At 56.6% G+C, this 16860-nt stretch carries 17 protein-coding genes; 4 read left to right on the top strand and 13 right to left on the bottom strand.

Features of this window, described 5'->3' with window-relative positions; genetic code table 11:
- Nucleotides 1-33 precede the first annotated feature (33 nt).
- The 12 genes from CPH65_RS07530 to hemP form a co-directional block, all read right to left on the bottom strand.
- Entirely contained in the window at nt 34-1344 is a 1311-nt protein-coding gene (locus CPH65_RS07530; RefSeq protein ID WP_096172920.1) for an extracellular solute-binding protein, read from the bottom strand.
- A gap of 89 nt (nt 1345-1433) precedes the next feature.
- Complete coding sequence (locus tag CPH65_RS07525; RefSeq protein WP_096172919.1) at nt 1434-2288, bottom strand: carbohydrate ABC transporter permease; 855 nt, start codon at nt 2286-2288, stop codon at nt 1434-1436.
- A 3-nt stretch (nt 2289-2291) separates the two neighbouring features.
- Nucleotides 2292-3167, bottom strand: a complete 876-nt coding sequence (locus CPH65_RS07520; protein ID WP_096172918.1) for a carbohydrate ABC transporter permease — start codon at nt 3165-3167, stop codon at nt 2292-2294.
- Nucleotides 3160-4266: an ABC transporter ATP-binding protein gene (locus CPH65_RS07515; RefSeq protein ID WP_096172917.1), complete on the bottom strand. Its 1107-nt coding sequence runs from the start codon at nt 4264-4266 to the stop codon at nt 3160-3162. Before CPH65_RS07515 ends, CPH65_RS07520 begins: the two co-directional genes overlap by 8 nt.
- Nucleotides 4267-4356: 90 nt before the next feature.
- Nucleotides 4357-5859: an alpha-N-arabinofuranosidase gene (locus CPH65_RS07510; RefSeq protein ID WP_096172916.1), complete on the bottom strand. Its 1503-nt coding sequence runs from the start codon at nt 5857-5859 to the stop codon at nt 4357-4359.
- A 122-nt stretch (nt 5860-5981) separates the two neighbouring features.
- Nucleotides 5982-6887 carry a transcriptional regulator gene (locus CPH65_RS07505; RefSeq protein WP_244574565.1) on the bottom strand — a complete coding sequence of 302 codons (906 nt, stop codon included), beginning with the start codon at nt 6885-6887 and terminating at the stop codon, nt 5982-5984.
- A 279-nt stretch (nt 6888-7166) separates the two neighbouring features.
- Nucleotides 7167-8429, bottom strand: coding sequence for a glycerate kinase (locus CPH65_RS07500; protein WP_096172915.1), 1263 nt, complete (start codon nt 8427-8429; stop codon nt 7167-7169).
- 168 nt (nt 8430-8597) lie between these two features.
- On the bottom strand, nt 8598-9401 hold the full coding sequence (locus CPH65_RS07495; protein ID WP_096172914.1) for a heme ABC transporter ATP-binding protein: 804 nt from the start codon (nt 9399-9401) through the stop codon (nt 8598-8600).
- Nucleotides 9398-10501, bottom strand: a complete 1104-nt coding sequence (locus CPH65_RS07490; protein ID WP_096172913.1) for an iron ABC transporter permease — start codon at nt 10499-10501, stop codon at nt 9398-9400. The genes CPH65_RS07495 and CPH65_RS07490 overlap by 4 nt, the downstream gene beginning before the upstream one ends.
- Nucleotides 10498-11400 (bottom strand): hemin ABC transporter substrate-binding protein, encoded by a 903-nt coding sequence (locus CPH65_RS07485; protein WP_096172912.1) that lies wholly within the window; start codon nt 11398-11400, stop codon nt 10498-10500. Before CPH65_RS07485 ends, CPH65_RS07490 begins: the two co-directional genes overlap by 4 nt.
- Nucleotides 11397-12485: a hemin-degrading factor gene (locus CPH65_RS07480; protein ID WP_096172911.1), complete on the bottom strand. Its 1089-nt coding sequence runs from the start codon at nt 12483-12485 to the stop codon at nt 11397-11399. Before CPH65_RS07480 ends, CPH65_RS07485 begins: the two co-directional genes overlap by 4 nt.
- Before the next feature lie 60 nt (nt 12486-12545).
- Nucleotides 12546-12743 (bottom strand): hemin uptake protein HemP, encoded by a 198-nt coding sequence (gene hemP / locus CPH65_RS07475; protein ID WP_096172910.1) that lies wholly within the window; start codon nt 12741-12743, stop codon nt 12546-12548.
- A gap of 25 nt (nt 12744-12768) precedes the next feature.
- Here hemP and CPH65_RS24090 point away from each other — a divergent pair, with 25 nt between their 5' ends.
- Complete coding sequence (locus CPH65_RS24090; protein ID WP_172891478.1) at nt 12769-13005, top strand: hypothetical protein; 237 nt, start codon at nt 12769-12771, stop codon at nt 13003-13005.
- On the top strand, nt 13002-15083 hold the full coding sequence (locus CPH65_RS07465) for a TonB-dependent hemoglobin/transferrin/lactoferrin family receptor (protein ID WP_197703980.1): 2082 nt from the start codon (nt 13002-13004) through the stop codon (nt 15081-15083). Before CPH65_RS24090 ends, CPH65_RS07465 begins: the two co-directional genes overlap by 4 nt.
- A gap of 69 nt (nt 15084-15152) precedes the next feature.
- On the opposite strand, the gene CPH65_RS07460 is transcribed toward CPH65_RS07465, so the two are convergent.
- Nucleotides 15153-15482, bottom strand: coding sequence for an antibiotic biosynthesis monooxygenase (locus CPH65_RS07460; protein WP_096176292.1), 330 nt, complete (start codon nt 15480-15482; stop codon nt 15153-15155).
- Nucleotides 15483-15676: 194 nt separating this feature from the next.
- On the opposite strand from CPH65_RS07460, the gene CPH65_RS07455 reads away from it, so the two are divergent.
- Both CPH65_RS07455 and CPH65_RS07450 read left to right on the top strand, forming a co-directional pair.
- Complete coding sequence (locus CPH65_RS07455; RefSeq protein ID WP_157747556.1) at nt 15677-16105, top strand: hypothetical protein; 429 nt, start codon at nt 15677-15679, stop codon at nt 16103-16105.
- Between the two features lie 17 nt (nt 16106-16122).
- Complete coding sequence (locus CPH65_RS07450; protein WP_096172907.1) at nt 16123-16860, top strand: MotA/TolQ/ExbB proton channel family protein; 738 nt, start codon at nt 16123-16125, stop codon at nt 16858-16860.

The raw sequence follows: 16860 nt of genomic DNA, 5'->3' as shown, positions 1-16860 counted from the left end.
GCCAGTCTTTCAAGCTCCTCAAATCGCCTGAAATCAGATGTTTTCAAGCAGGTCGTTGATACGGGCCTGAGCGGTTTCCAATGCTTCATCGACAGACTTGTTACCATTGACGGCAGCAGCAAGTTCTTCTCCGATGATATCCTGAATAGCGAACTGACGCAGCACTTCCTCAGGCAAAGACTGGCCGATTTCAGCGATTTTGGCGATATTGTCGCGATGCGGCAGAGATTTGAACTCGTCCATTTCGAAAACAGACTTGACCGCAGGAAGGTGACCGGTACGAGCCCATTCGAAGTCATTTTCCTTCAGGAATTTGAACAGCTTGCCAATCGCTTCCATTTTTTCTTCGTCACGATCACCACGCGGCACGACCCAGCCGTGACCATCCGCATAGGTGCTGTCCTTGGCGGGGAAGAACTGCGGCACGGGATAAACCGTGTAGCCACCCGAAAGCGCATTGCCCTCTTCCTTGGACTGGGCATCATAATCACCAATCAGCCATGTACCGTTGACCGCAATACCGCCCTCACCGCTTGCAAAGCCTGATACTGCTGCCGAATAGTCCATATCGAGGGTGCTGAGACCTTCGTCATGGATTTTCTTCATGAACTCAACCGCAGCTTTGGCTTCTGGAGTTACCAGATTGACCTGTTTGGGATCGGAGAAGAACTCCGCTTCCTGCTGCTGCAGAAGGGTGTAGAGGATACGGGTGTAGGCTGCCGTTTCGTTGGCATAGATCTGCACCAGATAGGGTTTGCCGGTGGCTTCCTTGAATTTCTTGCCAAGTTCGAAGAATTCATCAACGGAATTGGGCAGCATCGGGGTGCCATCAGCATTGACCAGACCGGCTTCTTTCATCAGGTTCAGGTTGACGTGGAACAGCATGGTCCAGTTATCAAATGGCAGACCATAGATCTTGCCATCCTTGGTTACACCACCAATCCCCGCTTCGGTGAAGTCGGATGAGCTGAGGCCCTGTGCTTTCAGAACTTCATCAAGCGGGATCAACAGACCGCGGGATGAATAGTCCGAAATGGCCGAATAGTGCATGGAAACCACATCAGGAGCAGCGTTGGAGGCCAACTGTGCGTTCAACTGGTCATAGCCGGGCCATTCCACGGTAGTGACATTGACGTCGATGCCCGGATTGTCCGCTTCGAATTTGTTGATGAGCGCGGTGATAATGCCGCACTCGCCGACAGCCTTGGACACATCCGTTACATCGCCATAGTCAGCCTCACAGGCACCGAAGAAGCGCTGAAGTTCGATCGTCGTGTCAGCCCATACGGGCGAAGACAAGCTCATCAGAGCTGCCGACGCGGTAGCCATTAGAATGCGTTTCATTTCTCTCTCCCTAGTTTGGGGTCTCCCCCGTTAAATCCAGCCTGCCGGGCGTCTCCCTGATGCCCGGTGTGGCAGAATTGGCTGGCCGCCTATTTGACGGCCCCACCTGATACAGCAGTCACAATGTGACGCTGGAAAAAGATGTAGACGATGACGACCGGCAATGACGCAAAGATCGCCTGTGCTGCCAGAAAGCCAAGGCCCTCGGTCTGGGCGAAATTGGTTTGCGACGATGCAATCCCGATGGTCAGCGTATACATGTCCTTTTTGGTGGCAGAGATCAGCGGCCACCAGTAATCGTTCCATGCAAGCAAGAATGTAAAAATGCCAAGCGTTGCCTGTGCAGGCATGGTCAGCGGCAGCAACACTCGCCAGAAGATCCGGAAGCGGGGTGTATTATCGAGCAGAGCCGCTTCGTCGATTTCCTTGGGGATAGCCCGGAAGAACTGGGTCATCAGGAACACCCCGAAGGCCGACGACATGCCCGGAAGCATCAGCCCCAGATAGGTGTTGTGCATGTTCAGCCAGCTGAACATCTGATGACGGGCGATGATCACGGCCTGTTCAGGCACAGCAAGCCCGAACAGGACGATGACGAACAGTGTTTTGCGGAACGGGAACTCAAGCCGCGCAAAGGCATACCCGGCCAGAGAAGACAGAGCCAGAACCCCCAATGTCTGCCCGACGGCGACCACCATGGAATTGAGAAGCCATCTGAACACAAGGCTGGAATGGAACAGATTACCGTAGTTCTCGAGCGTGTACGGAAAGGAGAAGACAGCATCCGTGCCACGCATCAAAAGCGTATTGTCCTTCAAAGACAACCCAACGATCCAGAGCACTGGAGCAATCATCACCACAGCGAAGACGCAGGAGATCCAGAACAGATTGCGGTTGGCGGTCAGCCCTTCAGGCGAGTAGCTTTCATGTTTCTTGCTTAGCATGGATCAAGCCTCCTCCTTGTTCGAGGTTACCCAATATTGAACCATTGCAGCAGCAAGGATGATGAGGAACAGCACTTCGGACGCAGCAGCCCCCATACCCACATCCCAACGGATGAAGCCGGTTTCATAAATATACATCACGATCGGGCGCGACGTGCCCGCCGGACCACCATTGGTCATCAACTGGGCCTGACCGAAGAGCTGGAACTGCATGACAATCTGGATGATGGCTACGAGGAGAATGGTTGACTTGATCGAGGGCAGCGTGATGCGCGTGAAAATCCGCCAGCGCCCCGCGTTATCGAGCGCCGCCGCCTCATAAAGATCATTTGAAATCTGCTGCAGGGCCGCGAGGAAAAGCATCATCGGCAAGCCTAGGCACCACCAGACAGTTGCCACCCCAACGGAGAAGAGCGACCACCCTTCAGTCGATAGAAAACCGATCTGTTGCCACCCCATGGCGTCGAACAGAATGGCGAGCAGCCCATCACCGGGGATGAAGACAAACCGCCAGATCAACGTCACGATGGTAACCGACAGGATCGAAGACGAGAAGAAAAGTCCGCGCATGAAGGACGAGGCGCGCGTTGTCTTGTTGAGTGCCAGCGCCAAAAACAGCCCCAGCGCAACAAGCGTTGGCACGGAGACCAGAACAAAGAGCACCGTGTTCCAGACCGCTTGCCCGAAGACGGGGTCATTGAACACACGGAAATAGTTTTTTATACCGATGAAACGGGCACCGCCAAACAGGTCCACCTTGTTGAGCGACAACCAGACGCCCCAGCATAGTGGAAAGACCAGCAGGGAGACGAAAACCGTCAGATAGGGCAATACGAACAACCCGTTCGACCAGCGAGATCTGCGATAGGACTCAGCCATTGGCCTCCTCCTCGCTGTGATAGGCCTTGCCATTGCCGTCAAAGACATGCAAAGCCGTTTCATCCAGCCCCACCTGAACCACGTCACCGGCTTTCACCATCGATCGACCACTGTCCTCGACAATTAGCTCAAGTCCGTTGCTCAGGGTGCCATAAAGCAGGGTACGTTCGCCAAGGCGTTCAACCACTGTCACGCTGAGCGAATAGCCATCCTTGCCGGCCTCCAGCACGAAAGTATCCTCCGAGCGCGCACCGACTGTCGCACCGTTGAGATTGAAATCCGCAGGCAACCGCATACGGGCTTTCACATCCCCAAGGCCATCGACATCAAGCGTCACGCCATTGCCTTGTGGGCTGTAGCCCTTGACGGGAAGGATTGACATGGCGGGAGACCCGACAAAACTCGCCACAAAGCGCGTGGCCGGGCGCTGATAGATCTCCATCGGCGTACCGATCTGTTCGATCTTCTTGTCATGCATGACGACGATGCGATGCGCCAATGTCATGGCTTCCACCTGATCGTGTGTCACGAAGATCATCGTCGACCCGAGCCGTTGGTGCAGCTGGGCCAGCTCGAGCCGGGTCCGGCTGCGCAAGGCAGCATCAAGGTTCGAAAGCGGCTCATCGAACAGGAATGCCTTGGGTTCCTTGACGATGGCCCGCCCGATGGCGACACGCTGACGCTGCCCGCCGGAAAGCTTGGCCGGCTTCCGATCCAGCAAATGGGCCATTTCCAGCGTCTCGGCCGCTTCTTTAACCCGGGCATCGATATCGGATTTGGAAATCTTGATGTTTTCGAGCCCGAAAGCCATATTCTGGGCGACAGTCATATGTGGATAGAGCGCATAGGTCTGGAACACCATCGCCACGCCTCGCTTACCAGGAGGTAAGGTGTCAATCCGTTCCTCACCGATCGAAATCGTGCCATTGTCGACAGCTTCCAAACCGGCAATCATGCGCAGAAGCGTTGATTTACCACACCCAGACGGGCCGAGGAACACGATGAATTCACCAGCCTTGATGTGAAGCGAGATGTCATCAAGAACAGTTAGGGCACCGTAGGTTTTGGTGATGTTGTTAATGTCAATTGTTGCGGACATGAGTCTCTCTTTTTTCCGAAACCGTCGAAAAGGGTGCGAAAGGGCCGTGAACGGCAGCTTATGGCCGTCAAGACGGCCCCGTACCGCCCTTTATCGAAGTCGGATCATGCGATAACTCAGGGGTGCCAACTCAACCGTCAGCTTGCCATCAGCAACCTGGGCCCCGCTGCCATCGGCCAGCGCAATTGTCTCGGCATTCGGTCCATTGACGGCGTCAAGGTCGTGTCCAACCATAACCTTGTCCATGATCACCGAGCCATGGTCGAAGCCCTCAAGGGACAGATCCATGGTGATCGCCTCAGTTTCATGGCGGTTCACAAGGAAGAAAGTGAGCGCACCATCCTCCGAGAGCACGCCGGCAACATCGAGATAGGACACATTGTTCGCGAAATCCGTGTCGTACCCTTGGCAGTCAACGGACAGGTTAAGCGCGGTTCCGCGACCATATTGTGACGCCAGCATGTAAGGATAGAAAATCGTCTGCCGCCATGCAGGCCCACCTTCGACCGTCATGATCGGCGCGATCACATTGACCAACTGGGCAAGACAACCCACCTTGACCACATCGGACCGGCGGATGAAGGTGTTGAGGATACAGCCCACCTGCAACACATCAGCAAAATCGTAGATGTCCTCAAGCAGCGCCGGCGCATGGGGCCAGCCTTCCTGCCCTTCCAGAATGGCCTTGTCCTGCTCGGTGGAGTGATACCAGACGTTCCATTCATCAAAGGAGATATAGACATCCTTTTTGGAGCGCTTCTTGGTCTTGATGGCTTTGATAACGCTCGCAATGGTCTCGATATAGGTGTCGAGCTGCGCCGCCTTGGCCAGATAGGTGGCGGTGTCTTTTTCGTAATTGGTGAAATACATATGCAGCGAAATGTAATCAACGCTGTCATAGGTATGGTCCAGAACGGTGTATTCCCACTGCGGGTAGGTCGCCATGTTTGGTGAGGAGGACCCGCACACGACCAACTCGATATTTTTATCAAAGGCGCGCATCGCCTTGGCAGCCTCAAAAGCCGTGCGGCCATATTCGTCCGCCGTCTTCTGCCCAATCTGCCACGGGCCGTCCATTTCGTTGCCAAGGCACCAGAGCTTGACGTTCCAGGGCTCCTCGCGGCCGTTCTTCTTGCGCAGATCGGACCAGTAGGAACCACCGGGATGATTGACATACTCAAGGAAGGCGCGGGCTTCATCCATCCCGCGAGAGCCGAGGTTGACGGCAAGCATCATTTCGGTGCCAGCCTTGTCGGCCCAGTCGGCAAACTCGTGAATGCCAATCTGGTTGCTCTCGGAGGTATGCCAGGCCAGATCCAGCCGCACGGGGCGATCTTCCCTCGGTCCGATGCCATCTTCCCAGTTGTAGGCAGACACGAAATTGCCGCCCGGATACCGAACCACCGGAACGTCGATTTCCTTGATCAAATCAATAACGTCTTCCCGGAACCCGTTCTCGTCAGCGCGCGGATGACCCGGCTCATAAATACCCGTGTAAACAGCCCGTCCGAGATGCTCGATAAACGAGCCGTATAGGCGCGGATCAATTTTTGAGATAGTATAGTCTTTATGCGCCGTGACTGTTGCACGCATACTCGGCCTCCCTATTCATATCGAAAAACGTGATACAATTCCGTTTTCTTGATAATAACGTGAGTGAGATGCAGCCGTCAACAAAGGTTTTGAGGAAATTTATATCTGATTTCTTGATATGATTAAGTACTTAGGCGTAAAACGATATCTTGATCATAGTTGCCGAAGCCCCGTCCAAAAATGTTGATCCCACCCGGATACTCGGCCTTGTCAGGCACCGAAAACTTCACGCGGATCGAACGGTGATCATCCAGTTCCAGCGCGTCCAATGTCACATCGGACACTCGCATACCGTCAACGAAGGTTCCTTCCGTCGTGACGCGAAAGCTCTTGAGATGCCCATATTGTGACCCGGCCAGCTTCCACCATTCAGGGGTGAATTTGCCGCGCTGGTCACCATAGTCACCCGGTGCGGTCCAGACCGCAATGAGCTGATCGTTGATCGAGATATTGATGTCAGACGGCCAGTTTTCCGCCGTCCCCGGAACTTCCGAAGACAGCTCAACCAGCAGCTCCAACTCTTTGACCTCACGGCCTGCAATACGGGCATTGTTGGGGAACTGATAGGAAACATAGCCCCGCGTAAACCACAGAAGTCCGGCCTTCATGCGCTCCGGCGAGTGAAAAGTATCGGGGCTATCGAGATAGCCGACAATCCCTTCGTGCGAACACAAGCCGCACGGCGCGCTGGTATCACAGCCGGAATAAAGACCGATTGGCATGGCCACTTCGATGAGATCCTCATCGGTTTGCCTGGCTTCCTTGAAGGAGAGAACCACCTCGTCAAAGGCAGCCCGACAGACTTTCTGACTTCCCTTGCGCGCCTTGCGATTGTCGGTCTCGATCAGACCGGTCTTCTCAAGCAGATTGATATGGGTGGATGTTGACGACTGGGGCAAGCCGAGGATCTCGGCGATGTCGTTAACATTCATTGGCCCACGCTGGTGCAACAGGGTAAGGATCGACAATCGCGCTGGAGCCGATAACCCCTTCAGCACGTCGGCTCCGTCTTCAGGAGTAATCAGCATGAATCTTTTGCTCTCTTCGCGCATGAATTCTTTCCCTTCTGATATCAGGATATATATCAGTTTTTTGAATTCGTCCACGCCACGAAACCGTCAACCCTTGGTAAAAGTGTCACGGCCTTGTCATGTATATCAAAATTCTTGAAGAGCGTGTGGACAGCGCATTCGGGACATACCCTCGCCAGTATGCATCGACAAAGGCTGACAAGGCACAGCGACAGCCCGAACCACAAGGGTGAGAGGATTGACCCGGCAGGAACAACCGCACGCGATGCACCGCAATCAGAGGATCAAAATGGCCCTGAAATCATTCACGTTCGTATGGGTCGGACCGGTGACAACGCTGTCTCCAAGCGCCTCGAAAAAGCCGTGCCCATTGTTGTTTTCCAGCTCGAGGCGCGGATTAAGGCCCTTGTCTACGGCTCGTTTCAGTGTATCTGGCGTTGCAATCGCACCGGCGATTTCTTCTGCCCCATCCACGCCATCTGTATCACCAGAAAGCGCATACACCTCATCCAACCCGTTAAGGGCAACCGCAAGAGAGAGCAGGAACTCGACATTGCGGCCACCGCGCCCGTCGCCCTTCAGGGTCACCGTGGTCTCGCCGCCAGACAGGATCAGGCAGGGTTTCTCAAAAGGCTGGTTCTTCTCAGCCACCTGACGGGCGATCCCGGCGTGCATAACGCCCACATCGCTCGCCTCGCCTTCCAGACTGTCGCCAAGAATATAAGGTGTGATGCCTGCATCAACAGCGACCTTGGCCGCCTCCTCCAGAGCGATCTGGGGCGCAGCCACTATATGCACCTCCGCTCCAGCCAAGCGGTCATCATCAGGCTTGATGCTTTCCGAGCCGTCACTCTCAAGCACCGCCATAACAGAGGCAGGGAGATCCAGCTTGTAGCGCCGCACGATCTCGAGGGCATCCTGACGTGTGGTCGGATCGGCAACCGTTGGCCCTGAGGCAATATCCATCGGATTGTCGCCCGGCACATCGGAAATCAGCAACGTCGTCACCTTGGCCGGATGACAGGCAGCAGCAAGCCGCCCGCCCTTGACCGCCGAGAGATGACGCCGAAGGCAATTCATTTCGGTGATCGTCGCCCCGCAAGCGAGAAGCGCCTTGTTCACCGCCTGCTTGTCTTCAAGGCTGAGACCATCCAGCGGCAGCGACAACAGTGCCGATCCACCACCGGAAATAAGGCAAAGAACCTCATCATCCTCATTGAGATCCTGAACATAGTCCAGCAAGCGCCGGGCCGCCTCCTGCCCTGCCGCATCCGGAACAGGATGAGCCGCTTCTACAATCTCGATATGCTCACATGGCACATTATAGCCATAGCGCGTGACGACGAGCCCCTCCAAGGGCCCGTCCCAATGCTCTTCTACCGCCTTGGCCATGGCCGCGCTTGCCTTCCCGGCACCGATGACGATGAAGCGTCCGCGCGCGGGCTGTTTTGGCAGGAACGGCGGAATGCAAAGCGACGGTTGCGCAGAGGCGACAGCGGCGTCGAAAAGAGACCGAAGGAAGGATTTGGGATCAAGCATTTGGGCTACCGTGTGATTAGCGGGCATTTCGAGGTTCGATTAAGAAGCCTCGATATTTAGCGCCAGGACGATCCCGTTGGCAACCTTGCAGGTCTGACCATCCCCATTGCCACCAGCAATTGCCTCCCTCGGATGCGCATCAGGGCAAGATCACGAATGCATAACCGCCTAATGCATAACGGTCTGGGGCAGGATGAAGGGAAGAAAGTCACAACGCGGTGTCTGCCCGACGCGCACAGGCACCTCAAACACATCTTGCATGAACGCGTCGGTGAGCACCTCCCGCGGTGAACCGTCTGCCCTCACGACACCCTGAGACAGGGCGATCAGCCTGTCCGCGAACATCGCCGCGATGTTGAGATCATGCAGCACCGCAATGCAGCCGCCCCCGGCCGCCACATAGTCTTGCGCAAGCGAGAGAATGTCGAGCTGATGCCGGATATCGAGGCTGGCGGTCGGCTCATCAAGAAACAGGAAATGCCGGATGTTGTGAACCACCGGATCCCACACCTGACACAAAGTCCGCGCCAGCTGCACCCGTTGTTGTTCGCCACCGGACAGATCGGAGTAGAACCGGCCTTCATACCCCGCCAGATCAACGCGCCCTAAAGCCTCACGCGCCCGGTTGTTTGCCGCATCGCGATCAGTTGCCGCAAGACGGGCTCCGAGCCTGACAACTTCCAGCACGGTGAACGGAAACGACAGATAGCCCGACTGCGCCATAACAGCTCGGCGCAACGCAAGTTTCGGCACCTCCCACTCTGACAGCTTCCGGCCATCATAGAAAACCTCTCCGGTGCTCGGGCGATGGTCGCCGGCCAAAAGCTTCAGCAAGGTGGATTTTCCCGCACCGTTCGGGCCGACGATCACCACAAGCTCACCGGGCGAGATAACCAGATCAAGCGGTTGCAACAGGCATTTGTCGCCAACCGAAACCGATGCACCGCGACATTCAAAGCTCTGCGCTGTCATGACAGGATCCCCCGTGATCGAACCACAAGCCACAGGAAGAACGGCCCGCCAATGGCCGCAGTGACAATACCGATGGGTAGAGAGGCTGGCGCCACCGCCGTGCGCGCCACCATGTCGGCCAGCAGCAAGAGGATCGCGCCCAAAAGAGCCGACGTCGGCAACAGATAGCGATGATCCGGCCCGATGAGCAACCGCAACAGATGCGGAACCACGAGTCCGACAAAGCCAATCCCGCCCGTGACCGCGACCGATGCTCCGACCGATAGCGCAATCCCAAAGATTGCCAGACGCTTGAGAGCCTGAACAGGAACGCCCATGTGCCGCGCCTGATGATCGCCCAAGACCAGACCATCAAGGCCGTTGGACAAAAGCGGCATCAAAGCCAGAGACAACAGAATGAACGGCAGGATCGCCTGTATCTTGACCCAGTTCGCACCACCCAGCGACCCCATGCTCCAGAAAGTCAGGTCGCGCAGCTGCTGATCATCGGAAATGAAGGTCAGATAGCCGATAAAAGACAGCATCAACGCATTGATGGCAATTCCGGACAACAGCATCGTCGCAACGGAGGTCTGCCCGTGCCGGGTGGAAATCACATAGAGCAACAAGGTGTTGCCCGCTCCGCCGACAAAGGCAAAGAGTGGCAGCATATAGATGCCGAACACCGCTTCGACCGGCGCCAGCACCGTACCGCCAAGCACGATCGCAATGACCGCGAACAGCACCGCACCGGAGGAGATGCCAACAATCCCCGGGTCTGCAAGCGGATTGCGGAACAGCCCCTGCATGACCGCCCCGGCGGAGGCCAGCGATGCACCCACAAGGATGGCCAGCACCATGCGCGGCAGACGGATATCCCAAAAGATCACCGAAAAGTGGGACGTATCCGGCTCCGCCCCGGTAACAAAAGCCCGGATCTGATCGACGACCGTCGCGCCCCCCAAACCCGACGCCCCGACCGTGAGCGACGCAGCAGCCACTAAAATCAGAGCAACCAGCAACACACCCATCGTCAGGCGAGCCAGAGGCCCCCTGTCTCCTTCAAGACGCCGCACGCGCTGGTGCAGGCGCCTCCTGTGATAGGCATCGACAGCGCTCATGGTTTGTGATCCGTCGACGGAAGACCTTCAAGCGCCGTCTCACCGGGATAGAGCGTCCGGGCAAGGTCTGCCACGGCAAAAGCCGTGCGAGGACCAAACCCCAGAAGATACATCCCGTCCATGCGAATGATCCGCTTGTTCTTTATTGCAGGCGACGCCTTGAGCGCCGGATGCGCCGACAGGACATCATCGCCAGCCACATGATTGCTGCGCGTCATCATCACGATGGCGTCGGGTGGATTGGCCAGTAGCGCTTCGTCGTCAACCATCTTGAAGCCTTCGAACCCATCCATCAGATTGGTTCCACCGGCCATGGCAATCACCGCATCGGCCTGATTGTTCTCCCCGGCAACCATCAACCGGCCATCCTGAACACTGAGAATGAACAGCACATTGAGCCGCCGGTCCTGAGGGAGTTTCGCGACAGCCTTCTTCGTCGCGTCAAAAGCCTTCGAGACGTCAGCAATCAGCGCTTCGGCTTCAGCTTGCCGATCAACCGCCTCGCCGATGGTGCGGATCTTCTGATAGACCCCGGACGCATCCCGCGCCGCGTTGATCTGCACGAACGGCACGGAGGCCGATTTGAGGAGGTCAACAACTTCGGGCGGGCCTGCATCATGCTCTGCAAGGATAAGATCCGGATCAGCAGCCAGCACCCCTTCTGCATTGAGCGCCCTGATATAGCCGACATTGGGCTTGTCCTTGAGCGCTTGAGGCGGATAGACGCTGGTGACATCCACCGCAGCGATCCGGTCCTGAATCCCAAGCTGATACAAAATCTCGGTCACCGAGCCGCCAAGCGACACGATGCGCTGCGGGGCTTCGGCTGAGACAAGCGATGCGCTGAACAACAAGCCAACAAGAGCGAAGACCCCACCAAGCGATCTGCGTTTCATCATGACACGACCTCCTCAAGTCCGGTTAATGCAGGCAGGCTTTCGGCAAGCGCCCGCCAATCAGGATTTTCATCCGCCTTTTCATTCCGCACGCCATACAACTGCACGATGAGTTTGTCAGACGCATCATAGACCTCGATCGAGGTCACGTGTCCGAAGGCATTGGGCTTGCGGACAAGCCAGACCTTGCTGATATGATCCTCGCGAAGATGCAGGTTGAACCCCGGATCGAGGATGTTGAACCACGGCCCGACCGTTTTCAGAGTTTCAACGGGACCGGCGTGAATCTGCACGCAGCCGGGACTTCCTACGAACACCATGATCGGAAGCTGCGTTTCGGCAGCGGCGTTGATCACAGCCTTGACGGCACCGACATCCAGAGGCTTTGCCAGATCCGGCCCGACCAGCCGGTGCGCCTGCATCCTGTCCACCTTGTGCTTGTTGAGCATGCCAAAGAACTCGTGCACGTCGCCCATGGCGAGCCAGTCGGCCCGCAGCGCCTTGACGTTGACCTCGCCATCCTCACGCACTCGCTCCTGTTCAAAAGCTTCGGTCTCACCGGGCAGGAAGAAGGGAGACTGGTTCTCGTGCCGGAAGCGCTCGACAAGCGCTTCGAAAGTCGCCACGTCGGACGCTTCACGCAGGAAGATCTTGTGCACCGCGTCCCCTTCTGCGTTGAAGATCTGGATCGAGCGCTTGATGCCTTTTGGTGTGTCCTCTGACACGGCAAACACATGCAGCCAGTGCTTGAGGAAGATGCGCAGATCAATGGCACCGTTGAGCACGAGCGCAACGTGATCGCCGCCACCGATCCGGCCCCAATGCCCCACTTTTTCATGCACACAGGATTCATTGCGCGTGAGCACCATGACCTCACCAAGATCAATGAATGCCTTGAGCATGGCCTTGGTGGCCGACTGCAAGCGCACAACATCCTCACTGCAGCGTGCGGACAGCATCAAGCCTTCCGACAAGCCCAAACTCTGCGCCAGATCCCGTGCCCTGAGGCCGGGATTATCCTGCCTGCCCTGCGCAATCAGAGGGCCGAGCTTTTCTGCCTCAGGATGCGGTAAAACCCGATAAGTCATGGTTCAAAACTCCATATCAAAGACCAGCAGCCAGCCCACGGACAGGCGCTGTGTCACTATTCACTTGGTAAGGATCAGTTTCTGTTGCGCCGTGATGCGCAGGCGATAGAACTCGCCGCGATGGGAGATCTGGATTTCACGTCCATCCGCAAAAAGCTGACGTGAATCGATGGTGGGAATGTCTGCAGAGCCATCGCTGGAAAGGCCAAGACCGGGAGTCTTGGTCGCGTGCGGACCCAATTTTGCTGTCTTCGTCATGATGTTCCAATCGTTGTGTTTCAGCTTGAAACGTTTGGTCCATTTGACCGGGGAGCTGTCTGGTCCGCTGCTTGCCCCGCATAAAGGTGAGTATGAAACTCACAATTTATTAGTTGACTCATTTACTCAGGTTTTATACCAAGCGCAAGAGACTTCTTCACGAAAGCTGGTTATCGCCCAAAAGGGTGTGAAGAAGTTCCAGCCAGCCAGCCTCTGCCTGACGCACGAGCAGCCAGCCAAAATAAATCAACAAAATCAATGAGGCGTACAATGTACAAGATGCTGTTGGTCGCGCTGGCTGCGTCCACATTTCTCCAGCCTGTGACCCTTGTGGGCGCGCAGGAAATGGAAGAAGAACTCACCTCCGATAACTTTCTTGACCGCATTGTCGTCAGTGCTGGCGAGGAAAAAGTCGCTATCGACACACCACAGGCGGTGACGGTTCTCTCGCAGGAAGACATCGACGAAGCACAGCCCGACACGGTTGGCGACCTGTTCCAGTTCGTCCCGGGCGTATCCACCATTGGATCGGACCGCCCCATGGGTCAGAGCTTCAACATCCGCGGTATCGGTTCGGCAGCCGCAGCCGATGAATCCAAGATCATCATGCAGGTCGACGGGGTCAACAAATTCTTCGAGCAATATCGCATGGGCTCCTTGTTCGTGGACCCCGAACTCCTCAAGCGTGTCGAAGTTCTGCGCGGTCCCGCCTCCTCCACCCTTTATGGATCGGGTGCGTTGGGCGGCGTTATTTCCATGACCACCAAGGACGCGTCCGACTTCCTTGGCGATGGCAAGACATGGGCCTTCAAACCCAAGGTGACGGCCTCCACCAACGGTGCAGGCGCTACCACGTCCGGCATTCTGGCCACGCGCGTCAATGAAGCGTTCGAACTGCTGGCAGCGGGTTCCTTCCGCAAGGCTGACAGCTATAAAGATGGCAATGGCGACACCGTCGCGAACAGCGACTTCCAGAGCCTGTCGGGCATGGTGAATGCCAAGTTCTATTTTGGCGAGGATATGCAACAATATTTGCGCCTGAGCGCCATGCAGTTCTATTCCGATCTTGACGACACCGCCTACAACCAGACCGGCGGCATGGACTTCGGCATCACGGACCGCAAGGTTACGGACCGCAATATCGCGCTCGAATATGCCAATCCGGTGCTCGGTAACAAATATCTCGACATCAAGGTCAATCTGGGCTTTTCCGATACCCAGAACGAGCAAACCAACACCAGAAGCCGGTACATCTCAACCTTCGGGGACGAGGCGGAGTATGGTTATCGGACTTACGTTGCCAAAGTTGAAAACACCTCGGACCTGTCCTTCGGAGATCGCATCCAGCATTATCTGACGCTCGGCACCGAATACAGCTTCCAGGAACGCACCTCGACGATGACGACCAGCGGCGTTACCAGCACCGCGCTGAGCCACCCCGAGGGCACCCAGACAAAGCTCAGCGGCTACGCCCAGTCCGAGTTGATCATCAACGACCGCTTCACGCTCATTCCTGGTGTGCGGTATGACCATTACATGAATGATCCCGAAGACCCGTCCTTCAAGGACAACGACATCGGGGCCTTTTCGCCCAAGCTTGCGGCATTGGTGGAAGTCACCGACTTTCTTTCGCTGTTCGGCTCTGTCGCCTACACGGAGCGGGCGCCGACCCTTGACGAATACTACTCCTCGTCAGCTGCCGGTTTCCGTGGTCCCATGCCAATTCCGGCCCGGTCTTCAAGCCCCGATCTGGATCCGGAAAGGTCGACCAACTTCGAAGGCGGTATGGCGCTCAAGTTTGACGATGTGTTCGGCAATGATCGCTTCACGGCCAAGGTCACGGCTTTCCAGAACAATGTGCGCGACCTGATCGAAAGCGATTCCGACGGCCCGACCTACTATCACAATATCGCCAAGGCCCGCATCCACGGGATTGAACTCGAAGCGAGCTACGTTGCGGAAAACTACTTCGTACGCGCAGCCTATGCGGCAACCCGTGGCGAGAACAAGACCGACGGAAGCGATCTCGACTCGATCGCCGCAGACACCCTCGCAACGTCCTTTGGCGTTCTTCTACCGAACCATGACATCAAGGTCGCCTGGGATTCCGTCTTCGCCGCCGACCAGGAAAAAGTCTCCGGTGCCATTTCGCGCACTGGTGGATATGGGGTTCACGGCCTCTCTGCAAGCTGGACACCGGACGAGGGGAAGTTTGCAGGACTTGAAACCCGCGTCTCGGTCGAAAACATCTTTGATCGGGACTATCGCGAGCATCTCGCAAATGATCCGGCCCATGGCCGCACCTTCAAGTTCACCCTCTCCAAGACCTTCGGAGGATGAACAAAAAGGCCGGACAGTCCTCGGACTGCCCGGCCTTGCCCTTGGTCACGAAGCCGATCACTGGCCCGCTCAGGCATCCCAGTTGCGAATGCTCAAGCCTTCAACAGCGGTGAAAAGCTCAAGATTGGGGCGCCCCTTATATTCAACGGTCGGTATGACGCTCGCATGGGACTCCCGGAACTGCTGGGACTTGGTCCAGCCGATGAAACTCTCCTCATCCCGCCAGATCGCGTGAGAGGCATACAGAACATAGCCGTCCTCGGTGTCGGCGCCTTTCAGGAGGTCAAAATGCAGAAATCCATCCATTTCCGTCAGCTTGCTCTCCCGGTTCGCCCAGATGCTCTCGAAAGCCTCCTCAAATCCCTTTTTCACCAGAAATCGGTTCATAGCGACATACATGTCCTTGTCTCCATTGGGTTGGGCAGAGTGGCGGCTGGCTGGTCTGCCGGATGTCTTCAAGCGGGTGGCAAACGCACACCCTTTCATGCAAACGCGATTTTCCAGTCTTTGCACGACCAGTCAAACAAATCATGAGTTATGCACTCATATTATTTTCATTCCAGTCAGTCTTGCACAGCATCCTCAGGGAGACCATGACCACAATGAAGGATTACCTCAAGAAACTCTGTTTCGCCTCTCTCTTCACCCTCGCCGTCGCGGATGCATCCGCAAACGGCACCCTCGGCATTGAGCTGAACAACGCCGTCAATCATGACAGCGTGTGCCGATTGAGCTTCCAGATCCACAATGGCCTGGATCACCCGCTTGAGGCCATCGGTCTTGAGGTGGTGCTGCTCGACAAGGAGGGACTGGCGACAGACTTTCTTATGCTCAGAGCCGGCAACATGCCTAAAGGCAAACGCCGCATTCGCCAGTTCAATCTGCCGGACGTGAATTGCAACACGCTAGGCGAAGTGCTGATCAACGACATTTCGGAATGCGCCGCCGGAGACCTCGACGCCAACGGCTGCCTTGCCGCCCTTGTCCCCTCTTCGCGCATTGACATCAAACTCGGCCTCTAGGCAAAGGATCACGAACCATGCCAGAACAAACCATTGATCCCGCAACGGGAATGATCGCGGCCCTGTTCGACCAGGTACGGTCCTTTCTGGACATGGGTGGGCCGGTCGTGCTGCTCCTCGCGCTTCTCTCCGTCCTGTCTCTCACTGTCATCCTCTACAAGCTCTGGCAATTCTCATGGCTTGGCATCGGCCGTCACAAACGGGCACAGCAAGCAGCACGCCTCTGGCAGGGCGGTGAGCATCGGCCCGCCCTGTCGCTGATCGAGGAGGGCAAGGCCCCGGTGAGTGTCGTTCTCTGCCATGCCATGCGCGGGCAGCTTTTGCATGCCGACAAACCCGCCCTTCTGCGCGAAGATATCGAGCGCGTTGCGCTCCAGACCCTCTCGCGCGCCCGGTCGCTGCTGCGCCTTTTGGAAACCATAGGCCAGATCTCGCCGCTTCTCGGCCTCTTCGGCACGGTGATCGGCATGATCGAGGCCTTTCAGAAATTGCAGCAAGCAGGCTCCTCGGTTGACCCTTCTGTGCTGGCTGGTGGCATCTGGATTGCCCTGTTGACCACCGCCGTTGGCCTTGCGGTTGCCATTCCCGCCAGTCTCTGCGCCGACTGGTTCAACACCCGCCTCGAGCGCGAACGCGAAACCATCGAGGAACTGGTGACCGGCATTTTGACCGGCCAGATCACCGATGCACAAACCGTCCGGGCAACCGCTTCGAACACCGCCGCGGGCGTGATCGGCGACGTTCAGTCCGCTTGA

The sequence above is a fragment of the Cohaesibacter sp. ES.047 genome, assembly GCF_900215505.1.
Taxonomy (GTDB): Bacteria; Pseudomonadota; Alphaproteobacteria; order Rhizobiales; family Cohaesibacteraceae; genus Cohaesibacter.
This window is presented reverse-complemented; position numbering and strand designations above follow the sequence as displayed.

Bases quoted from the DNA above. Each gene is read 5' to 3' on its own strand.
- CPH65_RS07485 (WP_096172912.1), bottom strand. From the start codon at position 11,400: ATGATGAAACGCAGATCGCTTGGTGGGGTCTTCGCTCTTGTTGGCTTG.
- CPH65_RS07515 (WP_096172917.1), bottom strand. From the start codon at position 4,266: ATGTCCGCAACAATTGACATTAACAACATCACCAAAACCTACGGTGCC.
- CPH65_RS07505 (WP_244574565.1), bottom strand. From the start codon at position 6,887: ATGCTGATTACTCCTGAAGACGGAGCCGACGTGCTGAAGGGGTTATCG.
- CPH65_RS07500 (WP_096172915.1), bottom strand. From the start codon at position 8,429: ATGCTTGATCCCAAATCCTTCCTTCGGTCTCTTTTCGACGCCGCTGTC.
- hemP (WP_096172910.1), bottom strand. From the start codon at position 12,743: ATGACGAAGACAGCAAAATTGGGTCCGCACGCGACCAAGACTCCCGGT.
- CPH65_RS07460 (WP_096176292.1), bottom strand. From the start codon at position 15,482: ATGTATGTCGCTATGAACCGATTTCTGGTGAAAAAGGGATTTGAGGAG.
- CPH65_RS07525 (WP_096172919.1), bottom strand. From the start codon at position 2,288: ATGCTAAGCAAGAAACATGAAAGCTACTCGCCTGAAGGGCTGACCGCC.
- CPH65_RS07455 (WP_157747556.1), top strand. From the start codon at position 15,677: ATGACCACAATGAAGGATTACCTCAAGAAACTCTGTTTCGCCTCTCTC.
- CPH65_RS07495 (WP_096172914.1), bottom strand. From the start codon at position 9,401: ATGACAGCGCAGAGCTTTGAATGTCGCGGTGCATCGGTTTCGGTTGGC.
- CPH65_RS07510 (WP_096172916.1), bottom strand. From the start codon at position 5,859: ATGCGTGCAACAGTCACGGCGCATAAAGACTATACTATCTCAAAAATT.
- CPH65_RS07450 (WP_096172907.1), top strand. From the start codon at position 16,123: ATGCCAGAACAAACCATTGATCCCGCAACGGGAATGATCGCGGCCCTG.
- CPH65_RS07465 (WP_197703980.1), top strand. From the start codon at position 13,002: ATGAGGCGTACAATGTACAAGATGCTGTTGGTCGCGCTGGCTGCGTCC.
- CPH65_RS07530 (WP_096172920.1), bottom strand. From the start codon at position 1,344: ATGAAACGCATTCTAATGGCTACCGCGTCGGCAGCTCTGATGAGCTTG.
- CPH65_RS07480 (WP_096172911.1), bottom strand. From the start codon at position 12,485: ATGACTTATCGGGTTTTACCGCATCCTGAGGCAGAAAAGCTCGGCCCT.
- CPH65_RS07520 (WP_096172918.1), bottom strand. From the start codon at position 3,167: ATGGCTGAGTCCTATCGCAGATCTCGCTGGTCGAACGGGTTGTTCGTA.
- CPH65_RS07490 (WP_096172913.1), bottom strand. From the start codon at position 10,501: ATGAGCGCTGTCGATGCCTATCACAGGAGGCGCCTGCACCAGCGCGTG.